The sequence below is a fragment of the Streptomyces sp. R-74717 genome, assembly GCF_047305335.1.
GTDB lineage: Bacteria > Actinomycetota > Actinomycetes > Streptomycetales > Streptomycetaceae > Streptomyces > Streptomyces atratus.
Map to the genome: position 1 here is coordinate 3,226,839 of NZ_CP102361.1, position 21,190 is coordinate 3,248,028.

19 protein-coding genes are annotated in these 21,190 nt (G+C 70.4%); 15 read left to right on the forward strand and 4 right to left on the reverse strand.

Annotated features, from left to right (window positions below):
* Positions 1–19: 19 nt before the first annotated feature.
* The 3 genes from NRF20_RS14450 to NRF20_RS14460 are packed head-to-tail and all read right to left on the reverse strand — an operon-like array spanning position 20 to position 905.
* Positions 20–403 (reverse strand): hypothetical protein, encoded by a 384-nt coding sequence (locus NRF20_RS14450; protein WP_413752677.1) that lies wholly within the window; start codon positions 401–403, stop codon positions 20–22.
* Positions 400–684 (reverse strand): hypothetical protein, encoded by a 285-nt coding sequence (locus NRF20_RS14455; protein ID WP_413752678.1) that lies wholly within the window; start codon positions 682–684, stop codon positions 400–402. The genes NRF20_RS14450 and NRF20_RS14455 overlap by 4 nt, the downstream gene beginning before the upstream one ends.
* On the reverse strand, positions 681–905 hold the full coding sequence (locus NRF20_RS14460) for a hypothetical protein (RefSeq protein WP_413752679.1): 225 nt from the start codon (positions 903–905) through the stop codon (positions 681–683). The genes NRF20_RS14455 and NRF20_RS14460 overlap by 4 nt, the downstream gene beginning before the upstream one ends.
* 169 nt (positions 906–1,074) lie before the next feature.
* On the opposite strand from NRF20_RS14460, the gene NRF20_RS14465 reads away from it, so the two are divergent.
* The 14 genes from NRF20_RS14465 to NRF20_RS14530 all read left to right on the forward strand — a co-directional run bounded on the left by NRF20_RS14465 (position 1,075) and on the right by NRF20_RS14530 (position 17,853).
* A complete protein-coding gene (locus NRF20_RS14465) occupies positions 1,075–1,917 on the forward strand; it encodes a helix-turn-helix domain-containing protein (RefSeq protein ID WP_413752680.1) in 843 nt (280 codons plus the stop codon).
* Entirely contained in the window at positions 1,899–2,186 is a 288-nt protein-coding gene (locus tag NRF20_RS14470; protein ID WP_413752681.1) for a DUF397 domain-containing protein, read from the forward strand. The genes NRF20_RS14465 and NRF20_RS14470 overlap by 19 nt, the downstream gene beginning before the upstream one ends.
* Positions 2,187–2,513: 327 nt before the next feature.
* Complete coding sequence (locus NRF20_RS14475; protein WP_398630409.1) at positions 2,514–2,846, forward strand: hypothetical protein; 333 nt, start codon at positions 2,514–2,516, stop codon at positions 2,844–2,846.
* A gap of 21 nt (positions 2,847–2,867) precedes the next feature.
* On the forward strand, positions 2,868–3,179 hold the full coding sequence (locus NRF20_RS14480) for a pore-forming ESAT-6 family protein (protein WP_398630410.1): 312 nt from the start codon (positions 2,868–2,870) through the stop codon (positions 3,177–3,179).
* 65 nt (positions 3,180–3,244) lie between these two features.
* The gene (locus NRF20_RS14485; RefSeq protein WP_413752682.1) at positions 3,245–3,652 is read left to right on the forward strand and encodes a DUF6507 family protein; all 408 of its coding nucleotides are present in this window, start codon (positions 3,245–3,247) and stop codon (positions 3,650–3,652) included.
* Positions 3,649–6,186, forward strand: coding sequence for an ADP-ribosyltransferase (locus tag NRF20_RS14490; protein WP_413752683.1), 2,538 nt, complete (start codon positions 3,649–3,651; stop codon positions 6,184–6,186). The genes NRF20_RS14485 and NRF20_RS14490 overlap by 4 nt, the downstream gene beginning before the upstream one ends.
* A 14-nt stretch (positions 6,187–6,200) precedes the next feature.
* Positions 6,201–6,599 carry a hypothetical protein gene (locus tag NRF20_RS14495; RefSeq protein WP_398630413.1) on the forward strand — a complete coding sequence of 133 codons (399 nt, stop codon included), beginning with the start codon at positions 6,201–6,203 and terminating at the stop codon, positions 6,597–6,599.
* 34 nt (positions 6,600–6,633) lie between these two features.
* Complete coding sequence (locus NRF20_RS14500) at positions 6,634–7,428, forward strand: DUF6508 domain-containing protein (protein ID WP_413752684.1); 795 nt, start codon at positions 6,634–6,636, stop codon at positions 7,426–7,428.
* 281 nt (positions 7,429–7,709) lie between these two features.
* A complete protein-coding gene (locus NRF20_RS14505) occupies positions 7,710–8,021 on the forward strand; it encodes a hypothetical protein (RefSeq protein ID WP_266357784.1) in 312 nt (103 codons plus the stop codon).
* 102 nt (positions 8,022–8,123) lie between these two features.
* The gene (gene eccD / locus NRF20_RS14510) at positions 8,124–9,497 is read left to right on the forward strand and encodes a type VII secretion integral membrane protein EccD (RefSeq protein ID WP_413752685.1); all 1,374 of its coding nucleotides are present in this window, start codon (positions 8,124–8,126) and stop codon (positions 9,495–9,497) included.
* A gap of 53 nt (positions 9,498–9,550) precedes the next feature.
* Positions 9,551–10,810: a MinD/ParA family protein gene (locus tag NRF20_RS14515; protein ID WP_413752686.1), complete on the forward strand. Its 1,260-nt coding sequence runs from the start codon at positions 9,551–9,553 to the stop codon at positions 10,808–10,810.
* A 61-nt stretch (positions 10,811–10,871) separates the two neighbouring features.
* A complete protein-coding gene (gene eccCa / locus NRF20_RS14520) occupies positions 10,872–14,843 on the forward strand; it encodes a type VII secretion protein EccCa (protein ID WP_266357787.1) in 3,972 nt (1,323 codons plus the stop codon).
* A gap of 82 nt (positions 14,844–14,925) precedes the next feature.
* Complete coding sequence (locus NRF20_RS14525; RefSeq protein WP_413752687.1) at positions 14,926–16,344, forward strand: DUF6177 family protein; 1,419 nt, start codon at positions 14,926–14,928, stop codon at positions 16,342–16,344.
* Between the two features lie 501 nt (positions 16,345–16,845).
* Positions 16,846–17,853 (forward strand): terpene synthase family protein, encoded by a 1,008-nt coding sequence (locus NRF20_RS14530; protein WP_413752688.1) that lies wholly within the window; start codon positions 16,846–16,848, stop codon positions 17,851–17,853.
* Positions 17,854–18,054: 201 nt separating this feature from the next.
* On the opposite strand, the gene NRF20_RS14535 is transcribed toward NRF20_RS14530, so the two are convergent.
* On the reverse strand, positions 18,055–19,497 hold the full coding sequence (locus NRF20_RS14535) for a PucR family transcriptional regulator (RefSeq protein WP_413752689.1): 1,443 nt from the start codon (positions 19,495–19,497) through the stop codon (positions 18,055–18,057).
* Positions 19,498–19,675: 178 nt separating this feature from the next.
* Here NRF20_RS14535 and NRF20_RS14540 point away from each other — a divergent pair, with 178 nt between their 5' ends.
* Positions 19,676–21,169: a long-chain-fatty-acid--CoA ligase gene (locus NRF20_RS14540; protein ID WP_413752690.1), complete on the forward strand. Its 1,494-nt coding sequence runs from the start codon at positions 19,676–19,678 to the stop codon at positions 21,167–21,169.
* Positions 21,170–21,190 lie beyond the last annotated feature (21 nt).

Here is a 21,190-nt window from a genome sequence, read left to right on the forward strand (position 1 = left end):
TCCGGTTGGTGGCGTCCGGTCACAGGTAGAGCTGTCGTTCGCAGCTGCGGCAGTGGGTCTTGCCGTCGCGCTTCTCGGTCTGCCGGTGTTCGCACGCCTCGGATCTGCTCCCGGTCTTGCTCTTGGCCTTGACCTTCTTCCTGGTCTCCGTCCCGGCAGGCGCGTCCTTGCCGTGCGACTGGACGCGCACCATGTGGTCGAGTTCCGCGACGCACGGGCCGCACGCGTACAGGTCACCCATCGCACCAGGAGTTTTCACGGAGCCGATCCACAGCACGCGCACGCCCTCGCGGCGGCAGTACAGCCAGCAGTCGCCCGTCACCCACGCGTTGCCGTCGTCCGTCCGCGCGACGACCGGCCACGCATCGCGCCACGGACGTTCGACGGCCGGAGCGAAGCTCACACCGCGCTCCCGCTCGCCCGCGCCGGCTCACCCGGCTCACTCGACTCGGCCGTCGGGCGCATGACCGCGTAGTCGCGGAAGTGCCGGTGGTAGCGCCGGTGCCGGGTCTCCTGCGTGTGCCGGCGCTGCCACTCCTCGACCGGCGCCGGATGGCTGTACGCACCGGAGCGCGCGCCGCACTCGGTTTCGTCGCCGGACACGCAGCGGACCTCGTACTCCGGCTCCGCCGTCGCGTCCTGCTCGATGGTGAACGGTACGTAGCGGAACACGCGCCGGGTCACCGCGCCGCCCCCTTCTCGATGACCGCTGCCAGCGCGCGGGCCACGGGCGCGGAGCACTCACCGAGGGTCACCAAGGCGTATCCGGATACGTCGGTGCGCGACACAGGACGGACGTCCAGCGCGGGAAGCTGGATGCCTGCCCGCCGGAGCGCCGCGCCGAGTGTGTCGCGCGCTTCCTCGGCTTCGTTGATCTTCCTGACCGCTCGCCGCTGCGTCGTCATGGGTTCCGCTCCGTTCGTCCAACACCTGAGTGAGGTGCGAGGACTTCGACTACTGTGCGTGTTCCGGGCACTACGAGAATGGACCCGGAACGGGGAACGGACACCACCGGCGGGCTCTACTTCCCGGCCGTGTGACGGTAGTTCCACACCTTCCACGGAGGAGTACGTCATGCCGCCGAGACGGGTGGTCACAGGTCGGAGCCAGCAACCACGCCAACGGTTCACCGAGGAGCTGCGGTCACTCCGCTCGCAGAACGGTCACAGCCTGCGCAGGCTCGGCGATGTGCTCGGCTGGGACTGGTCGCTGTTCGGCAAGATGGAGAGCGGGGAGACCCTCGGCGGTCCGGAGGTCGTGCAGGCGCTCGACCAGCACTACGGAACGCCCGGCCTGCTGCTCACGCTTTGGGAACTGGCGGTCGGCGATCCGACTCAGTTCCGCGAGCAGTACCGCCGGTACATGACCTTGGAGGCCGAGGCGGTGAGCCTGTGGCACTACGCGGTGAGTAGGCCGCCGGGTCTGCTCCAGACGAGCAGGTACGCACGCGAGGCGCTCGCGGCAGGCGGCACCAGAGGCGAAGAGCTGAACCAGCAGGTCGAAGCCCGCATAGGACGGCGGAGGCTGCTGGAAGGGGACGACGCACCGCCGTTCCGCGTCATCCTCTCCGAGGCGGTGCTGCGCACGCAGATGTGCGACGCAGAGGCATGGCGGGAGCAGCTGGAGTATCTGGCCGAGGCCTCGGACCGCTCGAACATCACACTCCACGTACTGCCGTTCAGCGCCGGTCCGCACGGCCTGACGAGCACCGAAGCGTGGTTTCTGCGGCTGCCGGACGGTCGTACGGTGGCCTACACCGAGAACGACGTGCGTGGTGAACTGATCGAGGAAACAGGCAGGGTTGAGCACGTGCAACGCAGATATGATGCGGTGCGTGACCTGGCGCTGCCCCCGGTCAAGTCACGGAAGTTCATCATGCGGATGTTGGAGGAAGTGCCGTGCGAGCCATCGACCTGAGCAACGCGACGTGGCGCAAGAGCAGCTACAGCAACTCCGACGGCGGCGCGTGCATCGAGGTCTCCGACGACTTCCTGAGCTCCGCCGCCTGGCGCAAGTCCAGCTACAGCAACACGGACGGCGGCGACTGCATCGAGGTGGCCGACGGCTTCCCCGCCGTCGTGCCCGTACGTGACAGCAAGAACGCGGACGGCCCCGCGCTCATCTTCGAGTCGGCCGCCTGGTCGTCGTTCGTGACCGCCGCCAAGAGCGGTGAGTTCACCGCCTGAGCCGTGCAACAGCCTCCGAACGACCGGCCCTCGCCAAGCGGCGAGGGCCGGATGCGTGCTGGGCCAGGCCCTCGGCTCGCCACTTTCAGTCGTGTGTACGACGTGAAGATCGGCTGAAGATCCTCGGGAGGCCGGTTGTGCCGGAGTGACCGTCTGCCCGCCACGGCCGGGTCAAGTGCTCCGTCGTTGCACCTCATTGCCTGCACCGGACCGTCGGCGGCTCTGTCACAGCCTCTCCACAGCCCTGAGGACCTCGATTGCCTCCCGCACCGTGGAATTGATAGGCATGGCAGCACATTTGTTTGCACAGCTCGACAGGGGGACTGGATGAAGTTCGACATGGGGGCGCAGGTTCTTTCGACGCTGTCGTCGAAGTCGCGTGGGTCGAGTACTGATCTCGGTACGTTGATCCGTCAGCTGGTGCAGGCCGCGCAGCCGTTGGAGGGGAAGTTCAACGGTGCGGGGCGTGTGGCGTTCGATTCGTTCAAGGGGCGGTCGGACGAGATCACGGCGGCGTTGAACGGTTCGTTGTCGGCTCTCCTCGGTGGTCAGTCGGGGATGGAGTCGGCGTTCGGCTCGGGTGATCAGGAGCAGGGTGACAACGCGCGGCAGCAGATGTCGGCGGCGAATTTCGACGCGGCGCGCTTCGGCGGCCGCTGACAGACGGGGGTTGGGTTTCTGATGGCTGGTCAGAGTGATCGTCGTTCGTACGACACGGGTGCGTCCGCGGATGCGCAGGGCAATATCCAGGTGGTGATCGCGCAGTTGGAGGAAGTGATCGCGGCGCGTGACGCGCAGGTGAAGGCCGCGATGGCGGACTTCGCGGCGGATGGTGTGGCGGATGAGTACCACGGCAAGGAACTGCGGTGGAACCGTTCGTCGCAGGAGGTCAAGAGCATCATCCAGCTGTTGAAGACGACGCTGGAGAAGAACGACGGAACGGCGCAGCACACGATCACGCGCGCCAAGGCCGCGGTCGACAACATCGGCTGACTCGCCGGGGGGCCTGCCTGGGGGCGGGTCGGGGCGGGGCGGTAACGGGGAGCATGAGGTAGCGCATGACCGGCTGGGATCTGAAGCCGCAGGGTATTTCTGGCGTGTTGAAGACGACGGGTGAGGTCGCGGGGAAGATCCAGACGTATGCGACGTCGTACGGGGATCATCTGACGTCCGCGGCGTCGAGTGCGGGCACGATCAGCGCCGAAGGCGGCGGTGATGGCGGTGGTGGCAAGGACGGGGAGAAGGCCGCGGGCGGTCTTGTCGCGCTCGCGTTGTCGCAGTTCGCGGAGCACACCACGCCGGATCTGAAGTTCATCGCGGCGCGGGCGGGGAAGTCGTTGCAGGGCGCGGTCGACGCGACGACGGCCTATCTGAACGGTGACCTGGAGATGGCCGCCGAGGCCCAGCGCAAGGCGCTCGGTGCGGTGGATCTGGATCCGAAGAAGCCCGGGGTGCAGGACAAGTGATCAAGCCCGGGGCGATTCCGCAGTACACCGGTGATCTGGGTCAGTTGGAGAAGGACCACGCCAGCCTGAAGACGGACGCCGGGCACATCCGCGACACCGGTTCGTCCGTCCACACCCACTTCCAGGCCCTGTCCGCCTACTACCAGGCTCCCGAGGCCGAGCAGCTCTTCGCGACGACGAAGCCGGTCAAGGACCGGGCGGACGGGTTCGCGGACGATCTGGAGAAGGTCGCCTCGTCGTTGTCGGACTACGCGACGGAGATCCGTCCGCTGGTCACGAAGCTGGAGCGGCTGAAGGCGGATGCGACGAAGTTCGTGAACGCGAACAAGGACGACGACGACTGGGAGTACGACGAGGACAAGGTCGACGAGCACAACCAGCTCCGCGACGACATCACCGCGACCGTCGCCGCGTTCTGGGCCGCCGAACGCACCTGCCACAACAAGATCACCGCCCTGATCCCCGGCGGCGTCCAGATGGTCGCCGGCGACGGATCCGAACGCAAGGACCAGTACGGGTTCAACGCGGACGACCTGAAGAACGCCAAACTCCCCTGGGGCGACCCCGTCGAGGAGAAGCACCACGTCTGGGAGGTCGGGCACTGGGTCAAGTCGTTCGTCTGGGACGGCCTGATCGTCGACGGGGTATGGGGCACCATCAAGGGCCTCGGCACCCTGGTCGGGTTCGGCGGCTGGGACGCCATGGGCCAGGCCTGGAAGGGACTCGCCCAGCTCGCCACCGGCCTCGTCATCTCCTCGATCCCCGGCGCGGGCACCCTGTTCTGGGCCCTGCCCGACGACAAACTCCCCTCCTGGCTCCGCGACTCACGCACCGCGATGAAGGAAACCGGCAAGGCCCTGGTCGCCTGGGACGAATGGGGCAAGAACCCCGGACGGGCCGCCGGAGCCGTCACCTTCAACGTCCTCACCACCGTCTTCACCGGCGGCGCCGGCGGAGCAGCCGCAGGAGCCGGCAAGGCCGGCGCCGTCGCCAAGGTCCTGTCCGTCGCCGGAAAGGCCGGCAAGGTCATCGACCCGATGACCTACATCGCCAAGGGCGCAGGCGCCGGCCTCTCCAAGATCGGCGACATCACCAAGGCCCTCAAGGGCATCGGCAACATCGAGATCCCCAAACTTCCCGACGGTTCCGTGCAGTTGCCCGATGGGCGCCTCCTGGAGCCCAACGGCAACCTGGTCACTCCGAACGGCGTGGTCGAAACGACTCCGATCCCGCACGACACGGTCCCCCATACGTCGGGCCTGCCGTCGTCCTGGCAGATTCAGCAGCCGATGGCGCCGGGAGTTCACGCGGGAAGCGGCTTCCCCGGCATGGCGCCGCACACGCCGGGCGGCGGCTTCGACAACGTGCCGCACGGTGCGGGCAGCCATGTACCGGGCGGAGTACCCAGTCACGTACCGAACGGATCGTTCGGTCCCGCCCCGGCAGCCTTCGACCCGGCAAGCCACGCACCCGGCCATGTTCCGGGCGGCGTCGGCAGTCACGTTCCCGCCGACCACTTCCCGGCAGGCGCGGGGCACGACATCCCGGGTCACACGGTTCCGGGGCACGACCTGCCGCCCACGGGACCCCACGGTCCCGGCCATGACGTGCCCGCCGGCAACCCGCACACGACGGACGCCCCGCACACTCCGGGCCACGACGGACCGGGCATGCACGGGCACGACGGTTCGCACAGCGGCGGGCACGCAGACGATGTGGCCGCACACGGCGACGACGCGGCGCACGCCGGCGACCACGGCGGGCATGTGGACCCGCACGGCGCCGCAGGTGACGCCCTGCACGGCGCCGACGACGCGACGACGGCCGGCCACCACGGTGCGGACGGGCCCGGCACAGGCGGCACGGCGGACGACTTCACGTACACGCCCCACGTGTCGGAAGCCGATTTCGACGCACTCTCCATCGCCGAGAAGCACCGGGTCGCCGCCGCCGAACTGACCGACGGCACCGTGCCGTTCGCGGACGACTTCGACGCGATCCAGTACGGCCGGGACTACTGGAACGACTACGTGGACAACCTGGACCCGTCCGCACAGCAGGCGCTCCGGGACTACACGGGCGACTCGTTCCCCTCGTACAAGGACATGAACGGCTACCTGCGGAACGACCCCTACTACGGTCCCAGGCCCGAGGTGCTGCACGACATCAGCGAGATGGACCGGGTGATGTCGAGCCGCCCCGTGCCCGAGGACGTCATGGTGGTGCGCGGCACGGGCATCGGGCACCTCGACCTCGACTCGCCTCTCGAAATGCTGGGTGGCACGTACGGTGACGAGGGCTATCTGTCCACATCGCTCGGCAACCACCCGGTACCCAGCTTCGCGGGCAAGGACGCCATCCTCCACCTGCGGGTCCCGAAGGGGACGCCCGCGCTGTGGCTGGAGAAGGTCAGCCATTACGGCGTGACCGAGCGTGAGATCCTTCTCGGGCGCGGCTCGGAGTACCGGGTGACCCGAGTCTTCGTGGACGAGGCCGGACAGGCCCAGGTGTACGGCGAAGTCCTGCCGAAGTGACAGAGGAAGAGCGTATGACCAGCGAGAACCGACCCAATCCGCGCTTCGAGGAAGACATGCAGCTCAAGCGGGTCGCCGGGCCGCCCCGCTACAACCGTGTCGCGCAGGGGCCCGTTCAGTACGTGCGGGTCGCCGACAGCGACGGCGTGGTGATCGGCTACGTATGGGCCAATGACGAGGGTGACGCCGCCGGCTGGGTGACGCCGCAGGGGCTGGGAGCCGCCGCGATCAACGCCGGAGCCGCGTGGCTCAGGAAGCTGCGGGACGCGAAGTCCCGCGGGATCGCTCCCACTGCCCTGCTCGCCGAACTGGTCCGGGACACGAGCGACATCAAGGGCAGCGGCGTCGTACCCGGCTCACTGGCCGAGGCTCCGTCGCTCGCCGCACTCAAGGAACTGGCAAGCGGGGGCTGAGGTCGCGCACCGACGCCCACGGCACGAGCGGATCATGACGTACGACCCCGACGCACCGCGTTACCGCGGCGAGACCGACAGGCCGGTCCACCACCTCACCGTCGCCAACGCCCGCGGCGAGGCGATGGGCTACCTGTGGGCCAATGACGCGGCCGACGCCGCCGGTTGGTGCCTGCGGCCCGCCGGTGACCGGGCCGGTTTCAACGAAGGGCTCGGGTGGTCCGCAAAGCTCGACGAGGCCAAGGCGCGCGGGCTCGCACCCACAGCCGCGCTCGCCGAGCTGGTCCGCGGCTCGGACCCGAGGTGTGTCAGCCACATCGTCCCGGGCTCCCTGACCGCGGCCCCGTCCCTGGCGGCGCTCACGGAGCTGGCCCACGTCGTGACCGCAGCCGACGACCGGCGTCTGCTGGCCCAGCTCGACCGTGAGAACACCGACGCGTGGCGCCGGTTGAGGGAAGGGCTCGCCGCGCTGACGGACGAGGACCGTGACGTCCAGTGGTCCAAGGGCGGGGAGCAGCCGGACGGCACCCGGCAGATGAGCTATCCGCTGCACAGCAGGCGGCTCGAACGCGTGGTCCGGGCCCTGCCCGCTGTCGGCGCCGTGACACCCGCGTACCTCTGGCAGGACAATCCGCCACCCACCGTGCCGCTCGACGGCCGGATGAGCCCGGCCGACGCCGTGCGCGCGGCCACGGCCGTGGTGCGCGGGGAGCGGTTCTCGGACGGGACGATTGCCCGGGCGGCGAAGGACGGACTCATCGACGCCGTGGCCGAGTCGCTGTGTTCGTGGTACGCGACCGAGGTCGCCGGCACCCATGACGATCCCTGACGAATGCGGAATCGGCGCTGGCTGTTCTCGCTCGCTCCACAACGTGCTCACGCCACAACCTGGGCTGTACTGCCTCCTCGCCCATGCCTTATGTTGCAGGAGTTAATTGGGGGATTCCCGTACGGTGCGCGTCGACTGATGCGGAATATGCCGCTCCTTCGGAGCGAGCAGGAGCGAGCGGGAGTAACCCGCCCCCGGCCACCGGCCCTGGGACCGACGGCCGGTGATGCAGCAACCATGACCGACGCAACGTACGACTGAGGCAACGGACGACGAGACGAATGGCACGGGATTACGACAGCCAGCTTCTGGAGTCGGTGGCGGTACGCCGGCGCAGGATGCGGGACGCGCTGCTGTTCGGCGCGCAGCGGGCGCGGCGCACGGCGGACGAGCGGCTCGGGAAGGTCTTCGCGGGTATCGCCATCGCGGCCGTGCTGTGCGCGGGATGTGTCGGGTGGTCGTTTATCCAGAACATGCTGGAGAAGCAGAAGGCCGAGCAGCAGAAGCAGCAGCGCCAGGAACAGCAGTACGAGCAGCCGATGAAATCGGCACAACCGGAGAAAAGTGGGGAATCAGCGAAAAATCCCCAGTAACTCGGTAACTCCGGCAAATTCAGAAAGAGTTCCCCGCAAAGGGGACGGAGAAGGCGCTAGTAGCATGGGCACGCCAAGCTGCCCGACTCCTCAAACGTCGCGATGATAGGTTCCCGTAAAGTGGTGAGCACAGCAACGACTTCCCGAGCGCAGCTCAGCCGGGTGACCCTGGTCGGTGAGCGACGCCGGGCGGATATCGTCCTGCCGTCCGATACGCCGATCGGGCAGCTGCTGCCGGACATTCTGCAGTTGCTGGACGACCGGGCCGCCGCGCGCCCGATGACACGGCAGTTGATCACGTCGGACGGCTCCGCGCTGCCGCACGACAGCACACTGTCCTCGGCAGGGATCGCGGACGGCGCCGTGCTCCGGCTCGTCCGGGCCCACTCCGCGCCCCCCGCCCCGGTCGTGCACGATGTCACCGATCTGGTGGCCGACGACCTCGACCTGCAGGCCTGGCGCTGGCGTCCCGCCGCGCGCCGGACCAGTGCGGGTGTGGCGTCCGTGGCCTTCGCGGTGATCGCCGCGCTGCTCGCCCGCCGCGAGTTCGCCCTCGAAGCCCTGACCGGCGCCCTCGTGGCCGTCACGCTCGTGCTGCTGGCTGCCGGTGCGCTCGTTGCCAGGATCGGGCAGGGCAACCGGGGTCTGGCGACCGCGCTTCTGCTCGCCTCGGGCAGCCTCGGCATCGCCACCGCGTGGACCGCCGCGGATGCGTACGACTGGTCGGGGACTTCGCGGCTCGCCGGCGTCGCGGGGGCGCTCGTCCTGATGCTGGTGCTTCTCGGCTACTTCTCGCCGCTCGGCCGCGGCGGGCTCATCGGTGCCGTGGCGACCACCGCAATCGTTGTGGTGTGGGAGGCCGTTGCCGCCGTCCAGGACGACCTGGCCCGGCTCGGCGCCGTCATGGCCGTCTTCTCGGTGGTGCTGCTCGGTCTGCTTCCCCGGCTCGCGCTGGCGGCGTCGGGGCTCACCGCACTCGACGACCGCCGCTCCGGCGGTGTCTCGGTCAGCCGCCACCAGGTGGGCAACGCGCTCGCGGCCACCCACCGCGGCCTGGCCCTCGCGACGGTGGTCACCGCGGTCTCCGCGGCGGCCGGCGGCTGGCTGCTCACCCTGGCCGACCGGCCGTCCGTGTGGACCGTGGCGCTCCCCTCGCTCGTGGCCCTCGTGCTGCTCTCCCGGGCACGCGCCTTCCCGTTGGTCGCCGAGGTCGTGGCGCTCTTCGCCGCCGCCGCGATCCTGGTCGTACGCCTCGTCGTGCTGTGGATGCAGCACGCCGGGGGTGCCGGACCGCTCGCCCTGCTGTGCGTGGCGGCGGTGCTCCCGCTGCTCGTCCTGGCGGTGCAGCCGCCCGAGCATGCGCAGGTCCGGCTGCGACGCATGGCCGATCTGGTCGAATCCATCGGCGTGGTGGGGCTCTTCCCGCTCGCCGTCGGTGTGTTCGGCGTGTACGGACAGCTGCTCAACAAGTTCTGAGTCGACGCGCAGGTGCTCCGGGCGGGGCAGCAGGGCGAAAAAGAAGGGCAGACATGCCGAACGAAGACAACTGGCAGGGCGATGTGCTGCGCGCCATGAGGGGCGGTGCCGCCCAGGAGAGCGCGCAGGGCCCTGGCGGGCAGGGGTACGGTGCCCCCGCGCAGGGGCAGGGCGGTCAGCCGTTCGCCGCCCCCGCGTCGAACCCCGGCCTCCCCGCACAGAGCGCCCCCACGTACGGGACGCCCCAGCCGCAGGCCGGCCACCAGGAACAGCAGCAGGCAGCCCAGTACGCCGCCTACCAGGAACAGCAGCCGATGGCGGCTCACCCCGTCGGGCAGCCGCAGCAGGCCCAGGCCCAGGCCACGTACACCCCCGGCACCCGCCCCCACCGCACCCCCGACTCCCGGCCCGTGGTGGACAGGGGGCTGGCCGCCGTCGGGCGCAAGGCGCGGCGTGGCGAGCCGTTCGCCGCACGGGCCGCGCGCGCCCTGCGGGTGAGCGTGTCCTCGTCGGCCGCGCGCGAGGTCGCCAGGACCACGGCCACCGCCGAGATGCTCCAGCAGCCCGTGACGACCGGCCGGCAGATCGCCGTCACCTCCATCCGGGGCGGCGCAGGCAAGTCGACCGTCGCCGCGCTGCTCGGCACCACGTACGCGCACTACCGGCAGGACCCGGTCCTCTTCGTCGAGGCCGACCCGGCGCTCGGCTCGCTGCCGCTGCGACTCGGTGCCGAGACGCTGCGCTGGACCACCGGCGACCTGGCGGGCATCATCGAGCCGCAGATGTCGTTGCTGGACATCACCGGCTATCTCGTCCAGCTGCCGGGCAACGCCTGGCTGCTGCCCGGGAGTCAGGGCCAGATCGGCGCGATGCTGGACAGCAGGGCGTACGAGCGGGTCATGGTTTCGCTGCGCCGCTACTTCGGTGTCACCGTCGTCGACTGCGAGACGCTGCCGGCCGAGGTCGCCCGGGTCGCGCTGTCCGCCGCGCAGGCCCGCGTGCTGGCGGCACCCGCCACGCTGGAGGGCATCACCAGTACGTACGCGGTGCTGCAGTGGATGCAGTCGCTGCCCCGTCATGTGATCGCCGGCACGGTAGTCGTGCTCAGCGAACTGGTGCCGCACCCCGGACTCGACCTCGACGAGGCCGCCGAGAAGCTCAAGTCCACCGGAGCGGGTGTCCAGGTCCTGCCGTACGACCGGCATCTGGCGGCCGGCGGCGCGATCCGTACCGAGCTCCTGGCGCACGCGACCAGAGAGGCCGCCACCCGTCTCGCCGCGGATGTGTTCCGGCTCTCCCAGCAGCACCACTGACCACCGATCAGCAGCACCACTGATCCCCGATGCCGAGCCCGACCCCGAGTGACGGACGACGATGAGTACCCGACTGATCCACCGCCCGGCCAGGACCACCCGGCCGCCGGCCGCCTCCGAGGCGCGCACCATCGAGGCCCCGCCGAACCTGCCCGAGGGCAAGTCGGGCAACATCGCGATGTCGCTGTTGCCCGTCGCCGGTGTGATGTCGTCAGTCGTGATGATGACGGTCGTACGCAACAGTCAGTTCGCCGGGCTCGGCGCGATCATCCTCGTCGTCACCGTCATCGGCTCCGTCGCGCTCGTCTTCTCGCAGCGTGGCAAGGCCCAGCGCACCCGCCGCACCCAGCGCGAGGCCTACCTCGCCTATCTGGAGGACCTGCGCGAGGAGCTCTCCGACGAGGAGCGCAAGCGGGCCGAGCGGGCCGACATCCTCAATCCGCCGCCGCACGCCCTGTACGACATAGTGCGTGACCCGGCCCGGGTGTGGGAGCGCCGCCGTCTGGACGGCGACTTCCTGCGGGTGCGCGTCGGCACCGGTGAGATGCCGGTACGCGATCTGAAGGTCGCCCAGCAGGGCTCGTCGGTCCTCTCGCCGCCCGATCTCTTCATGCTCAACGAGGCGTCGGCGCTGATGGACCGCTTCCGTACCGGCACCGAACTGCCGCTCACCGTCCCGCTCGACCGGGTCGGCAACATCAGCGTCATCGGCCCCCGCGAGGACTGTCTGCGCGTCGCACGCGCCCTGCTCGTCCAGACCGCGGCCACGCACGCCCCCGACGACGTGGCGATGGCACTCGCCGTGCCCGGCGACCGGCTGGCCGACTGGGAGTGGGCCAAGTGGATGCCGCATCTGCTCGACCCCGAGCAGTTCGACGGCCCCGTCGCCGCGCGCCGGATCGCCCCTTCCGCGCCCCAGCTCGCCCGCCAGATCGGCCCGGAGCTGCGCCGTCGCGCCTCGTACGCGGCCGAGGTGCGGCGCGGCCTGTCCGGCAAGGACGCGCTGTCCATGACGTCCCGGCTGCTCGTCGTCACCGACGGGCACGGCGAGGACGCCGTCGACCTGCCGCGCCCCGACGACGCGGTCGGCCTGCGTGAGATGAGTGTCAGCGTGCTGCACCTGCTCGAACACCGGGTCCAGGAGCCGGGACACGTCAGCGTCCGGATCACCGTCGACGGCGACCGGGTGGTCATCGAGGACCTGCGTGAGCAGGAGCCGATCAGTGCCCACGGCACCGTGGACGAGGTCAGCATCCCGTTCGCCGAGGGCCTGGCCCGGATGCTGGCGCCGATGCGGCTGTCCGCCGAGTCGCTCGTCGACGCCCCGCTGTCCGGGCCCGTCGACTTCGCCGACCTGCTCGGCATCGACGACGTGGCGCAGCTCGATCTGTCGCACCTGTGGGCGCCGCGCGGCGAACGTGCCTTCCTGCGCGTGCCGATCGGCATCAGCGACTCCCACCAGCCGGTGCTCCTCGACCTGAAGGAGTCCTCCGAGCTGGGCATGGGCCCGCACGGGCTGTGTGTCGGTGCCACCGGTTCCGGGAAGTCGGAGCTGCTGCGCACCCTCGTACTCGCCCTGGTGGCCACGCACCCGCCGGAGGACCTCGCCCTGGTCCTCGTCGACTACAAGGGCGGTGCGACCTTCGCTCCGTTCGCGGACCTGCCGCATGTGGCCGGTGTCATCACCAACCTGGAGAACCAGGCGGGCCTCGTCGAGCGCGTCCACGCCTCGCTCGCCGGTGAGGTCAAGCGCCGCCAGCAGGTCCTCAAGGACGCGGGCAATGTCGCCGACATCGGTGACTACGCGGCGCTGCGCGCCGACCGGCGGCCCGATCTGGACCCGCTGCCACATCTGTTCGTCGTCATCGACGAGTTCGGTGAACTCCTCACCGCAAAGCCGGACTTCATCGACCTGTTCCTGTCCATCGGGCGCATCGGCCGCTCCATCGGTGTGCATCTGCTGCTGTCCAGCCAGCGCATCGAGGGCGGCAAGCTCAAGGGCCTGGACACCTATCTCTCGTACCGCCTCGGTCTGCGTACCTTCTCCGCCGACGAGTCCCGTACGGTCCTGGACACCACGGACGCCTTCCATCTGCCGCCGCTGCCCGGGTTCGGCTATCTGAAGGTCGACACCAGCCACTACGAGCGGTTCAAGGCGAGCTATGTCTCGGGCGCGTACCGGGGCCCGGTGCAGCGTACGCAGGAGGAGGACACCGGTCCTCTCGCTCTTGAGTACGAGGCCTTCAACACTCTGGCCGAGCCGGAGGGTCCGGGCGAGGAGCCGAAGGCGCGACGGCGTGAGACCGGGCCGACCGAGATGGGCGTCATCGTCGATCAGCTGCGCAGCGCGGCCGGTCCGGTGCGTCGTATCTGGCTGCCGCCGCTGCCCGACGCCATCGCCCTGGACAAGGTCGCGGGCCCGCTGGACGTCGGCCCGCGCGGGATGCAGCTGGCCAAGCGGAGGGGTCCGCTCCAGGTGCCGCTCGGTCTGCTGGACGACCCGACCAAGCAGTGGCAGGGCCAGTGGTATCTGGACCTGACGGTGGCGGGCGGCCACGCCGCGATCATCGGCGGTCCGCAGTCCGGCAAGACCACTCTCCTGCGCACGCTCGCTCTCGCGCTGTCGCTGACGCACACCCCGCAGGAGGTCGGCGTCTACGGCCTCGACCTGGTCGGCGGCGGCCTCCAGGCCGTGTCGGGCCTGCCGCACGTCGGCGGGGTGGCCGGCCGTGCGGACCGGGAGCGCGCGGGACGCACCGTCGAGGAAGTGCGGGGCATGCTCGCGATCCGTGAGGAGCTGTTCCGCGAGCACAGCATCGACTCCGTGGAGCAGTTGCGTTCCCTGCACGCGGCGGGCCGGCTGCCCCAGCTGGCCTCGGCAGAGATCGTGCTCGTCATCGACGGCTTCGGCGCGCTGCGCGACGACTTCGACGAGCTGGACGACGCCGTCGTCGACATCCTCAAGCGCGGTGGCGGCTACGGCATCCATGTCGTCGCGGGCATGCTCCGCTGGAACGACGTACGCATCGCCACCCAGTCGAACTTCGGCACCCGTGTCGAGCTGCGTCTGAACGACCCCAGCGAGTCCAGCATCGACCGCAAGCTCGCCCAGACCCTGTCGCCGGACGAGCCGGGCCGCATCCTCACCGACGGCAAGCTCTTCGCACAGGTCGCGCTGCCGCGTACGGACGGGCTGGCCGACACCTCGGACCTCGGCGCTGTCCTGGAGCACACGGCCCGCACGGTCCGCGCCACCTGGAGCGGCGAGGTCGCCCAGCCGGTACGGATCCTGCCGCACATCCTGGAGCCGCATCTGCTGCCGGGCCCGGTCGCCGAGCCCCGGCGGGTGCCGATCGGCCTGGACCAGACGGCGCTCGCCCCCGCCATGCTCGACCTGTTCCACCACGACCAGCACCTGCTGATCATGGGCGACAGCGAGTGCGGCAAGACGAACCTGCTGAAGACCATCGCCGGAGGACTCATCGAGCGCTACGGCGAGGAGGAGCTGGTCTTCGCCGTCATGGACCCGCGGCGCGGCCTGCGTGGCGCGATCCCCGAGGAGTTCCGCGGCGGCTACGCGTACAACCCCAAGATGTGCGCGGGCCTCGCCGCCGGTATCGCCACCGAGCTGGAGAAGCGGCTGCCCGACGACCGGGCGGACACCGAGGACCTGGAGCCCGGCAGCTGGGGCAGCGGTCCGCGGATCGTGATCCTCGTCGACGACTACGACGTGCTGACCACCGCGGGCCAGGCGCCGCTCGACCCGTTCCTGCCGTACATCCCGTCCGCGGTCGACATCGGGCTCCACTTCGTCCTGACGCGCCGCGTCGCGGGCGCGTCGCGCGGCATGTACGACCCGCTGGTGCTGGGCCTGCGCGAGTCGGGTGCCTCGGCGCTCCTCATGGCGGGCGACCGCAGCGAGGGCCAGCTGTTCCCCGGTGTGTACGCCGCGCAGCAGCCGGCGGGCCGCGGTGTGTTCATCCGCAGGGGCCGGCCCAACCGCCTGATCCAGACCGTGTACACCGCCGAGTGACGCACCGGGGAACCGCCCCGTACCCGCGGGTCGCGCCCCGCAGCACATCCGCACCCCGGACGAAGAAGGAACGGCCGACCACATGACCAAGGACGTCATCGCCCTGACCCGGCGCATGCCCGACCCGCTGACCGTGCTCGCGGGTCTGCTCGCGGGCGGCCCCGACAAGTTGGTGGGGACGACGGGCGAGGATGCCGTCGTGCAGCTCTGCGACGAGCAGGGCCGGCCGCTCGTCTCCGTCGAGGCACCACTGCTGGTGCAGGTCGCGGGCGAGGCCGAGCGGCTGCTCGGGGCCACCGCGCCCCCGGTTCCGTTCTGGTGGACGGAGGCCCGCGCCACCACCGGCGTCGAGGAGGCCGAGCTGCTCGCGGGCACCTTCGCGGCCCGGCTCGCCACGCTGGCCGGGGGCTCCGCCTGGCCGCCGGAGGCCGCGCGTTCCCTCGCCGTGGTGAAGACCGAGGGCGTGAGCGTCGCGCCCACACCCGCGGCCGCGCAGCCCGCCGTCGACGCCCTCACCGACAAGGTCGCCGTCGTCATCCAGGACCGCCCGGTGATCGCCATGACGGCCTGGCTCTCGGACGCTTTCCGGGCCGCCGCCCATGCCGAGCTGGGGCTCCAGATCGTCACCTCGCCGGGGGCCACGCTCTCCCCCGCCGTACGCAACAGCCTGAGCGGCTGGCCATCCCGCTGGGTGGTGCAGGACGAGGAGGACGGCTACTACGACGGCCTGTCCGGTGCCGTACTGCGCTGGCAGAACGGCCTGTTCGCACCGGTCGAGGCGGCCGACCCGGTCCCCGGGGACCCGCGCACGCCGGTGGCCGCCTCCTACCAGGAGGTCGCGAACACCGGCGAGCGTCAGCTGGCCGTCTCGTTCCGCACGGTCCACCCCGCGGACGACCGGCTGGTGCTCGGCGGTGCCCTGGAGTCGGTGTGGCGCGAGCTGACCGGCGAGGCTCCGGCCGGCTGGGGCACCGCGGAGCCCGCCAACCTCCCCTGGTCGCTGCGCCGGCTGACCGATGTCGCCTTCGAGAGGGCGCCCGAGCCGACCTGGATCGTGGTGGTCGGCAGCCCGGACCGGCCGGGTCTGGCGACGGTCCGCATCAGCCGTACGAAGGCGGGTGTGGAGGAGGACGTCACGCTGGCGTTCGGCTACGGGCCCGACGAGGAGCCGCCGCTGGACGCCCTGCCCCGGGCTGCGGAGGTGCTCGCCACCCGCCATCACCTGCAGTCGATGCTCGTCCAACTCCGCAAGGCACGGCGCGATTTGGCCGTTCCGCCGCGCTTCGAGGGGCCCGGTGTCCCGCTGGCCTTCGTGCTCGGCGCGGAGGAGGTCCGCGAGATGCCCGGCGACCGTGCCCGGCGCACCCCGCTGTCCGAGCCGCCGGTCCAGCTCGGTCCGAGGTCCCGTCCGGCGCTGTACTACCCGCTGCCCGGCGACCCGTCGGATCTGTCGGGGTGGCAGGACTTCGAGCGACTGATGCGGCATCTGAAGGGCGCCTGAGCGAGGCGTGCGCCAACCTCTGGGTCAGGAAGTGCGGCCCGGGGGCCCTCAGGCGTGTCCGGGCGCTGGCGAGGAACGGCCCCGGATCGGCCTGAAATCGACGGGCTTCGCAGGCGTCTGCGCCGTCGGCACAGCGATCGCCCCAAGAGATCACCAACTGCTCAGAGATATTCACTCGTTCCATGACGATCGCGCAATTTCGGTCACACACGACTTCCCTCCCTCACCCACAGCGGGTTGACTGTGGGTCACGCATGGTGATGCCGCCGTCCTGAGCCAAGGGCGCTTGCCACCGCGGGCCCGCGAGCCCGGCCCCGATGCCCCGACCCCCGACGGAGGAGAGTGAGCAGGGATGACCGGCTCATCTCGTACGGTGGCCCTCTGGCCAGGGCCGGGCGGGAGCAGGCGGCCCGCACCCCGATGCGTACTGGCGCCGACGCGTGAATTCGATCAGATACCCGTTCGTATCGTTCATCCGCATCGTCTCGACGAGGGGCACCAATGAGCCAGATTGCGCTGCCAGAGTTTCATATGCCGTTCCAGAGCGCGGGATGCAATCCCGGCATCGAGGAGACCAGGAAGGCCGCTTGGGAGTGGGCCGAATCCAATGGTCTCGCACTCTCCCCGATGGCCCGGAAGAAGATGATCCGGACCAGGCCCGAACTCTGGATATCCCTCATATTCCCCACTGCTTCACAGCAGCATCTCGATCTCTTCTGCCAGTGGCTCTTCTGGGCCTTCCTCGTCGACGACGAGTTCGACGACGGCCCCGCCGGACGTGATCCCCGCATGTGCGAGGCGGCGATCGACCGGCTGGTGGCCGTACTCGACGGCGAACAGCCGCGCGGCGCCATGGAGCACGCGCTCGTGGGCCTGCGGGCCCGGACGTACCACGACCGCTCGCCGCGCTGGATCCGGCAGTTCCGGCGGGACACGGTCTCCTGGCTGTGGACCTACTACGCCGAGGCGGTGGAACGGGCCGCCGGGCAGGTGCCGACCAGGAACGAATTCGTGAAGCACCGCCGGGATTCGGTGGCCATGCAGCCCTTCCTCGATCTGCATGAGATCACCGCCAGCATCGACCTTCCGGAATCGGCCCGGAGCCTTCCCGCGTATATCGCCCTGCGCAATGCCGTAACCGATCACTCGGGGCTCTGCAACGACATCTGCTCCTTCGAGAAGGAGGCACTGCTCGGTTACGAGCACAATGCGGTACGGCTCATTCAGCGCGACAGCGGATTCACACTCCAGGAGGCCGTCGACGAGGCCGGGGGGCAGCTCGCCGAGATAGCGGAACGGGTGCAGCGCGCCGAGAAGGAACTGATCGACGAAATAGAAGCGGCCGGAATCCACGGCCCCACCCGGGCCGCGCTGGAGCGGTGCGTGCAGGACTACCGCGGTCTGGTCCGGGGCGACTTCGACTACCACGCCCGCGCGGAACGCTACACCCGTCCCGATCTGGTGGAGATCGACGAACGGGAGTCGCTGTCACGGCACTTCGCCGCCTGACCGGACGGCAGAGCACGGCGCGGGGGCCGGAGGCAGCAGGCAGGTCTCCGGAGGCCCGACGGCAGGCCTCCGGCCTCCGCGCCGCCTCCGGTCGTCGTCGACAGGATCTCCGGAGTGTTCGTCTCCAGGAGGGTGCTGAAGATCTTGGCCGGATCAGGGAGCGGCGTTCGGTGCGTGCAGCTGCAAGGCGCCGGAGCGTCCTCAGGTGGGGTCTCCCCTGCTCGAACGAAGTTGAGAGCTTGGGGAAGGAGCTATCAGGGCGTTTCGGCAACGCCGCAGATGTGCGTGCCGGGCGTCGCGAGCCCGGCCAAGATCTTCAGCACCCTCCTGGCCCACGTGGTCCTCCGTGGGCGCCGGTTCCCCATCGGCGCCCCTCAGCGGCAACGCCCTGAGGGCCAGTGCCCACCCCAGCCGCGCCTCGCCCGACTCCGCGGAACGGCCGGTGAGTTCGGCGATCCGGCCGATCCGGTTGAGGACCGTGTTGCGGTGGCAGTAGAGGAGCTCGGCGGCACGCGCCGCCGAGCAGCCACTGTCGAGCCAGACCCGCAGCGTGCTGAGCAGCGCGTCGCGTTCGGCCGCCGCGTCCAGAACGGCGCCCAGTTGCGTGGTGACGATGCGCTCGGCGATCTCGGGCCGGCCGACGAGGAGGACCTCCGCCAGCCGGTCGTCGAACGCCGCGGCCTCGCCGCTGCCGGCGGGCAGCGTACGCAGGGCCTGCTCGGCCAGCCGCAGGGCCCGGCCCGCCTGGGCGAGCCGGTCGAACTCCGGTGATACACCCGTGGTGGCACCGGTGCGGTGGCGCAGCAGGTCGAGCAGTACGCCGGACTCCCCCGCGGCCAGCCGTACGATTCCCGCGTACCGGCCCGATCTCGGCCGCCAGAAGGACCAGATGCCGTGGTCGTCGAGGACGGGCGCCGGGTTGGGCGGCGCGGCCGGGTCCTGGGCGGCGACGACGATGACGTACCGGTCGTGGACCGGCACTCCGAGCGCGGCGGAGGCTGCCGCGGCGACCGCCGGGTCGTCCCCGCGCCCGTCGAGCAGGGCCTCGAAGAGAGCGACGCGGCGGGTGTCCTGGCGGCCCTGCATCTCCAGCTGGGTCAGCCGGTACGACTCGGCCATCACGAGCGAGTAGCGGTCGATGGTCTCCCACACGGCGCCCGCCATGTCGAGCTCGGTATCCCGGTCGCCCGCGACCACGCCTGCGGGGTCCTGCCCCCGCCCGGCCCCACCGGCCCCACCGGCCCGTGTCGCCCGCAGGTGCTCCGCCATCACCTGCCACATCACCCGGCCCCCGCGCCGGTAGGCCTGCAGCACGGTGTCCAGCGGTACGTTCTGCTCCGCGCGCCGCCGTCCCGTCTCGCGCGCCGCGTACTCGAAGTCACCCCCGCTGGGGGGCAGTCCGCCGAAGTCCTCCAGTGCCCGCAGCAGATTGTCGCGGCAGATCTCCCACAGATCGTCCCGGCTGACGGGCGCGCCGGAGGCGTACGTGCCGCTGTGCGCGTGGATGTCGGCGACGACCCGCCGGGTCAGTTCGTCGATCTGCGGCACCAGAGCGACGGCCAGGGCGCGGCGCAGCTCCCCGTCGGCGCCGCCGCTGCCGTGGTCGTCGCCGCGAGGGGTCCGGGCTCCGGGATTGTCCGCCATGCCGGAAGGCTAGCGCCACCCTCCCGATAGGCGGATGCCTTGTCGCCTACATCTCCGAGGGGCTGCTGCCCAGGTGGACCAGGCGCATGGTGGGCATCTGCACATTGTGTGGAGACGGGCCGGCGGCTGATTCTGAGCAGCAGCAGCCGTGTGAACACCATGTTTCCTGGAGCGTGTCATGTTTCTCAGCGTCGCCACTGTCCTGCGCGAGTCGGCCCGCAGGTATCCCGACCGCGTCGCCGTGGTCGATTCGGGCACACGGCTCACCTACCGGGAGCTGTGGGCCCGGACGCTGCGCTGCGCGGGCGCGCTGCGGGCGTCCGGGGTGCGTCCGGGTGACCGGGTGGCGGTGCTGCTGCCCAATTCGGCGGACTTCCTGTACGCGTACTACGGGGCGCTCGCCGCCGGGGCGACGGTCGTACCGGTGCATGGGCTGCTGGTGGCCGACGAGGTGGCGTACGTACTGCGGCACAGCGGTTCCGTTGCGCTGATCAGTGGTGGTCCGCTGTGGCCGGTGGCCGAGGAGGGGGCGCGTGCCGCGGGGGTGCGGGCCGTGCGCGGCGTGCCGACGGACGGTGACCCGCTGCCCGCGCCGGAGCCCGCGGCGCCGGACGACACCGCGGTGATCCTCTACACGAGCGGCACGACCGGGCGGCCGAAGGGTGCGCTTCTCACCCATCTCAACATCGTGATGAACGCGTCCGTGATCGCCCACGACCTGGTGGGGCTGGACATCGACGACGTGGTCCTGGGCTGTCTGCCGCTGTTCCACAGCTACGGGCAGACCTGTGCGATGAACGCGACGCTACGGGCAGGGGCCACGCTCGTCCTCATGCCGCGCTTCAGCGGCGCGGGCGCACTCGAACTGCTGGCCGCCGAGGGCGTCAGCGTCTTCATGGGCGTACCGACGATGTATCACGCACTTGTCGAGGCGGCGGCGAAGGACGGCACGACGCACCGTCTCACTCTGCGCGCGGCCGTCTCGGGCGGCGCCGCGCTCCCCGTCGCCGTACTCGAACGCTTCGAGGAGACCTTCGCGACGCAGGTCCTGGAGGGTTACGGGCTGACCGAGACCTCCCCCGCCGCCACCTTCAACCAGCCGGAGCTCGGCCGGCGACCCGGCACGGTCGGCCACCCGGTCTGGGGCGTGGAGATCGGTGTCGCGGACGCGGCGGTCGAGGACGCCGTGGTGCTGCTGCCGGACGGCGAGGTCGGCGAGGTCGTGGTGCGCGGCCACAATGTCTTCGCGGGGTATCTCGACGATCCGGAGGCGACAGCCGCCGCCCTGGTCGACGGCTGGTTCCGCACCGGGGATCTCGGGGTGCGGGACGAGGACGGCTTCCTGAGCATCGTCGACCGGAAGAAGGACCTGGTCATCCGGGGCGGCTTCAACATCTATCCGCGTGAGGTCGAAGAGGTGCTCGTGCGCCATCCGGCGATCTCCGAGGTCGCGGTGATCGGCGTGCCGGACGAGGCGCGCGGCGAGGAGATCTGCGCGGTCGTCGTGCTGCGCGCGGATGCGGGTGCGGTGACGGAGGAGGACGTGATCGCCTGGTCCCGGGACCGGCTCGGCCGGCACAAGTATCCGCGGATCGTGCGATTCACCGAGACGCTGCCGCTCGGCCCGACCGGCAAGGTCCTCAAGCGGGCGCTGACGGCCGCCTCTTCCTGATCCATCCGGCCGACGTCGGCG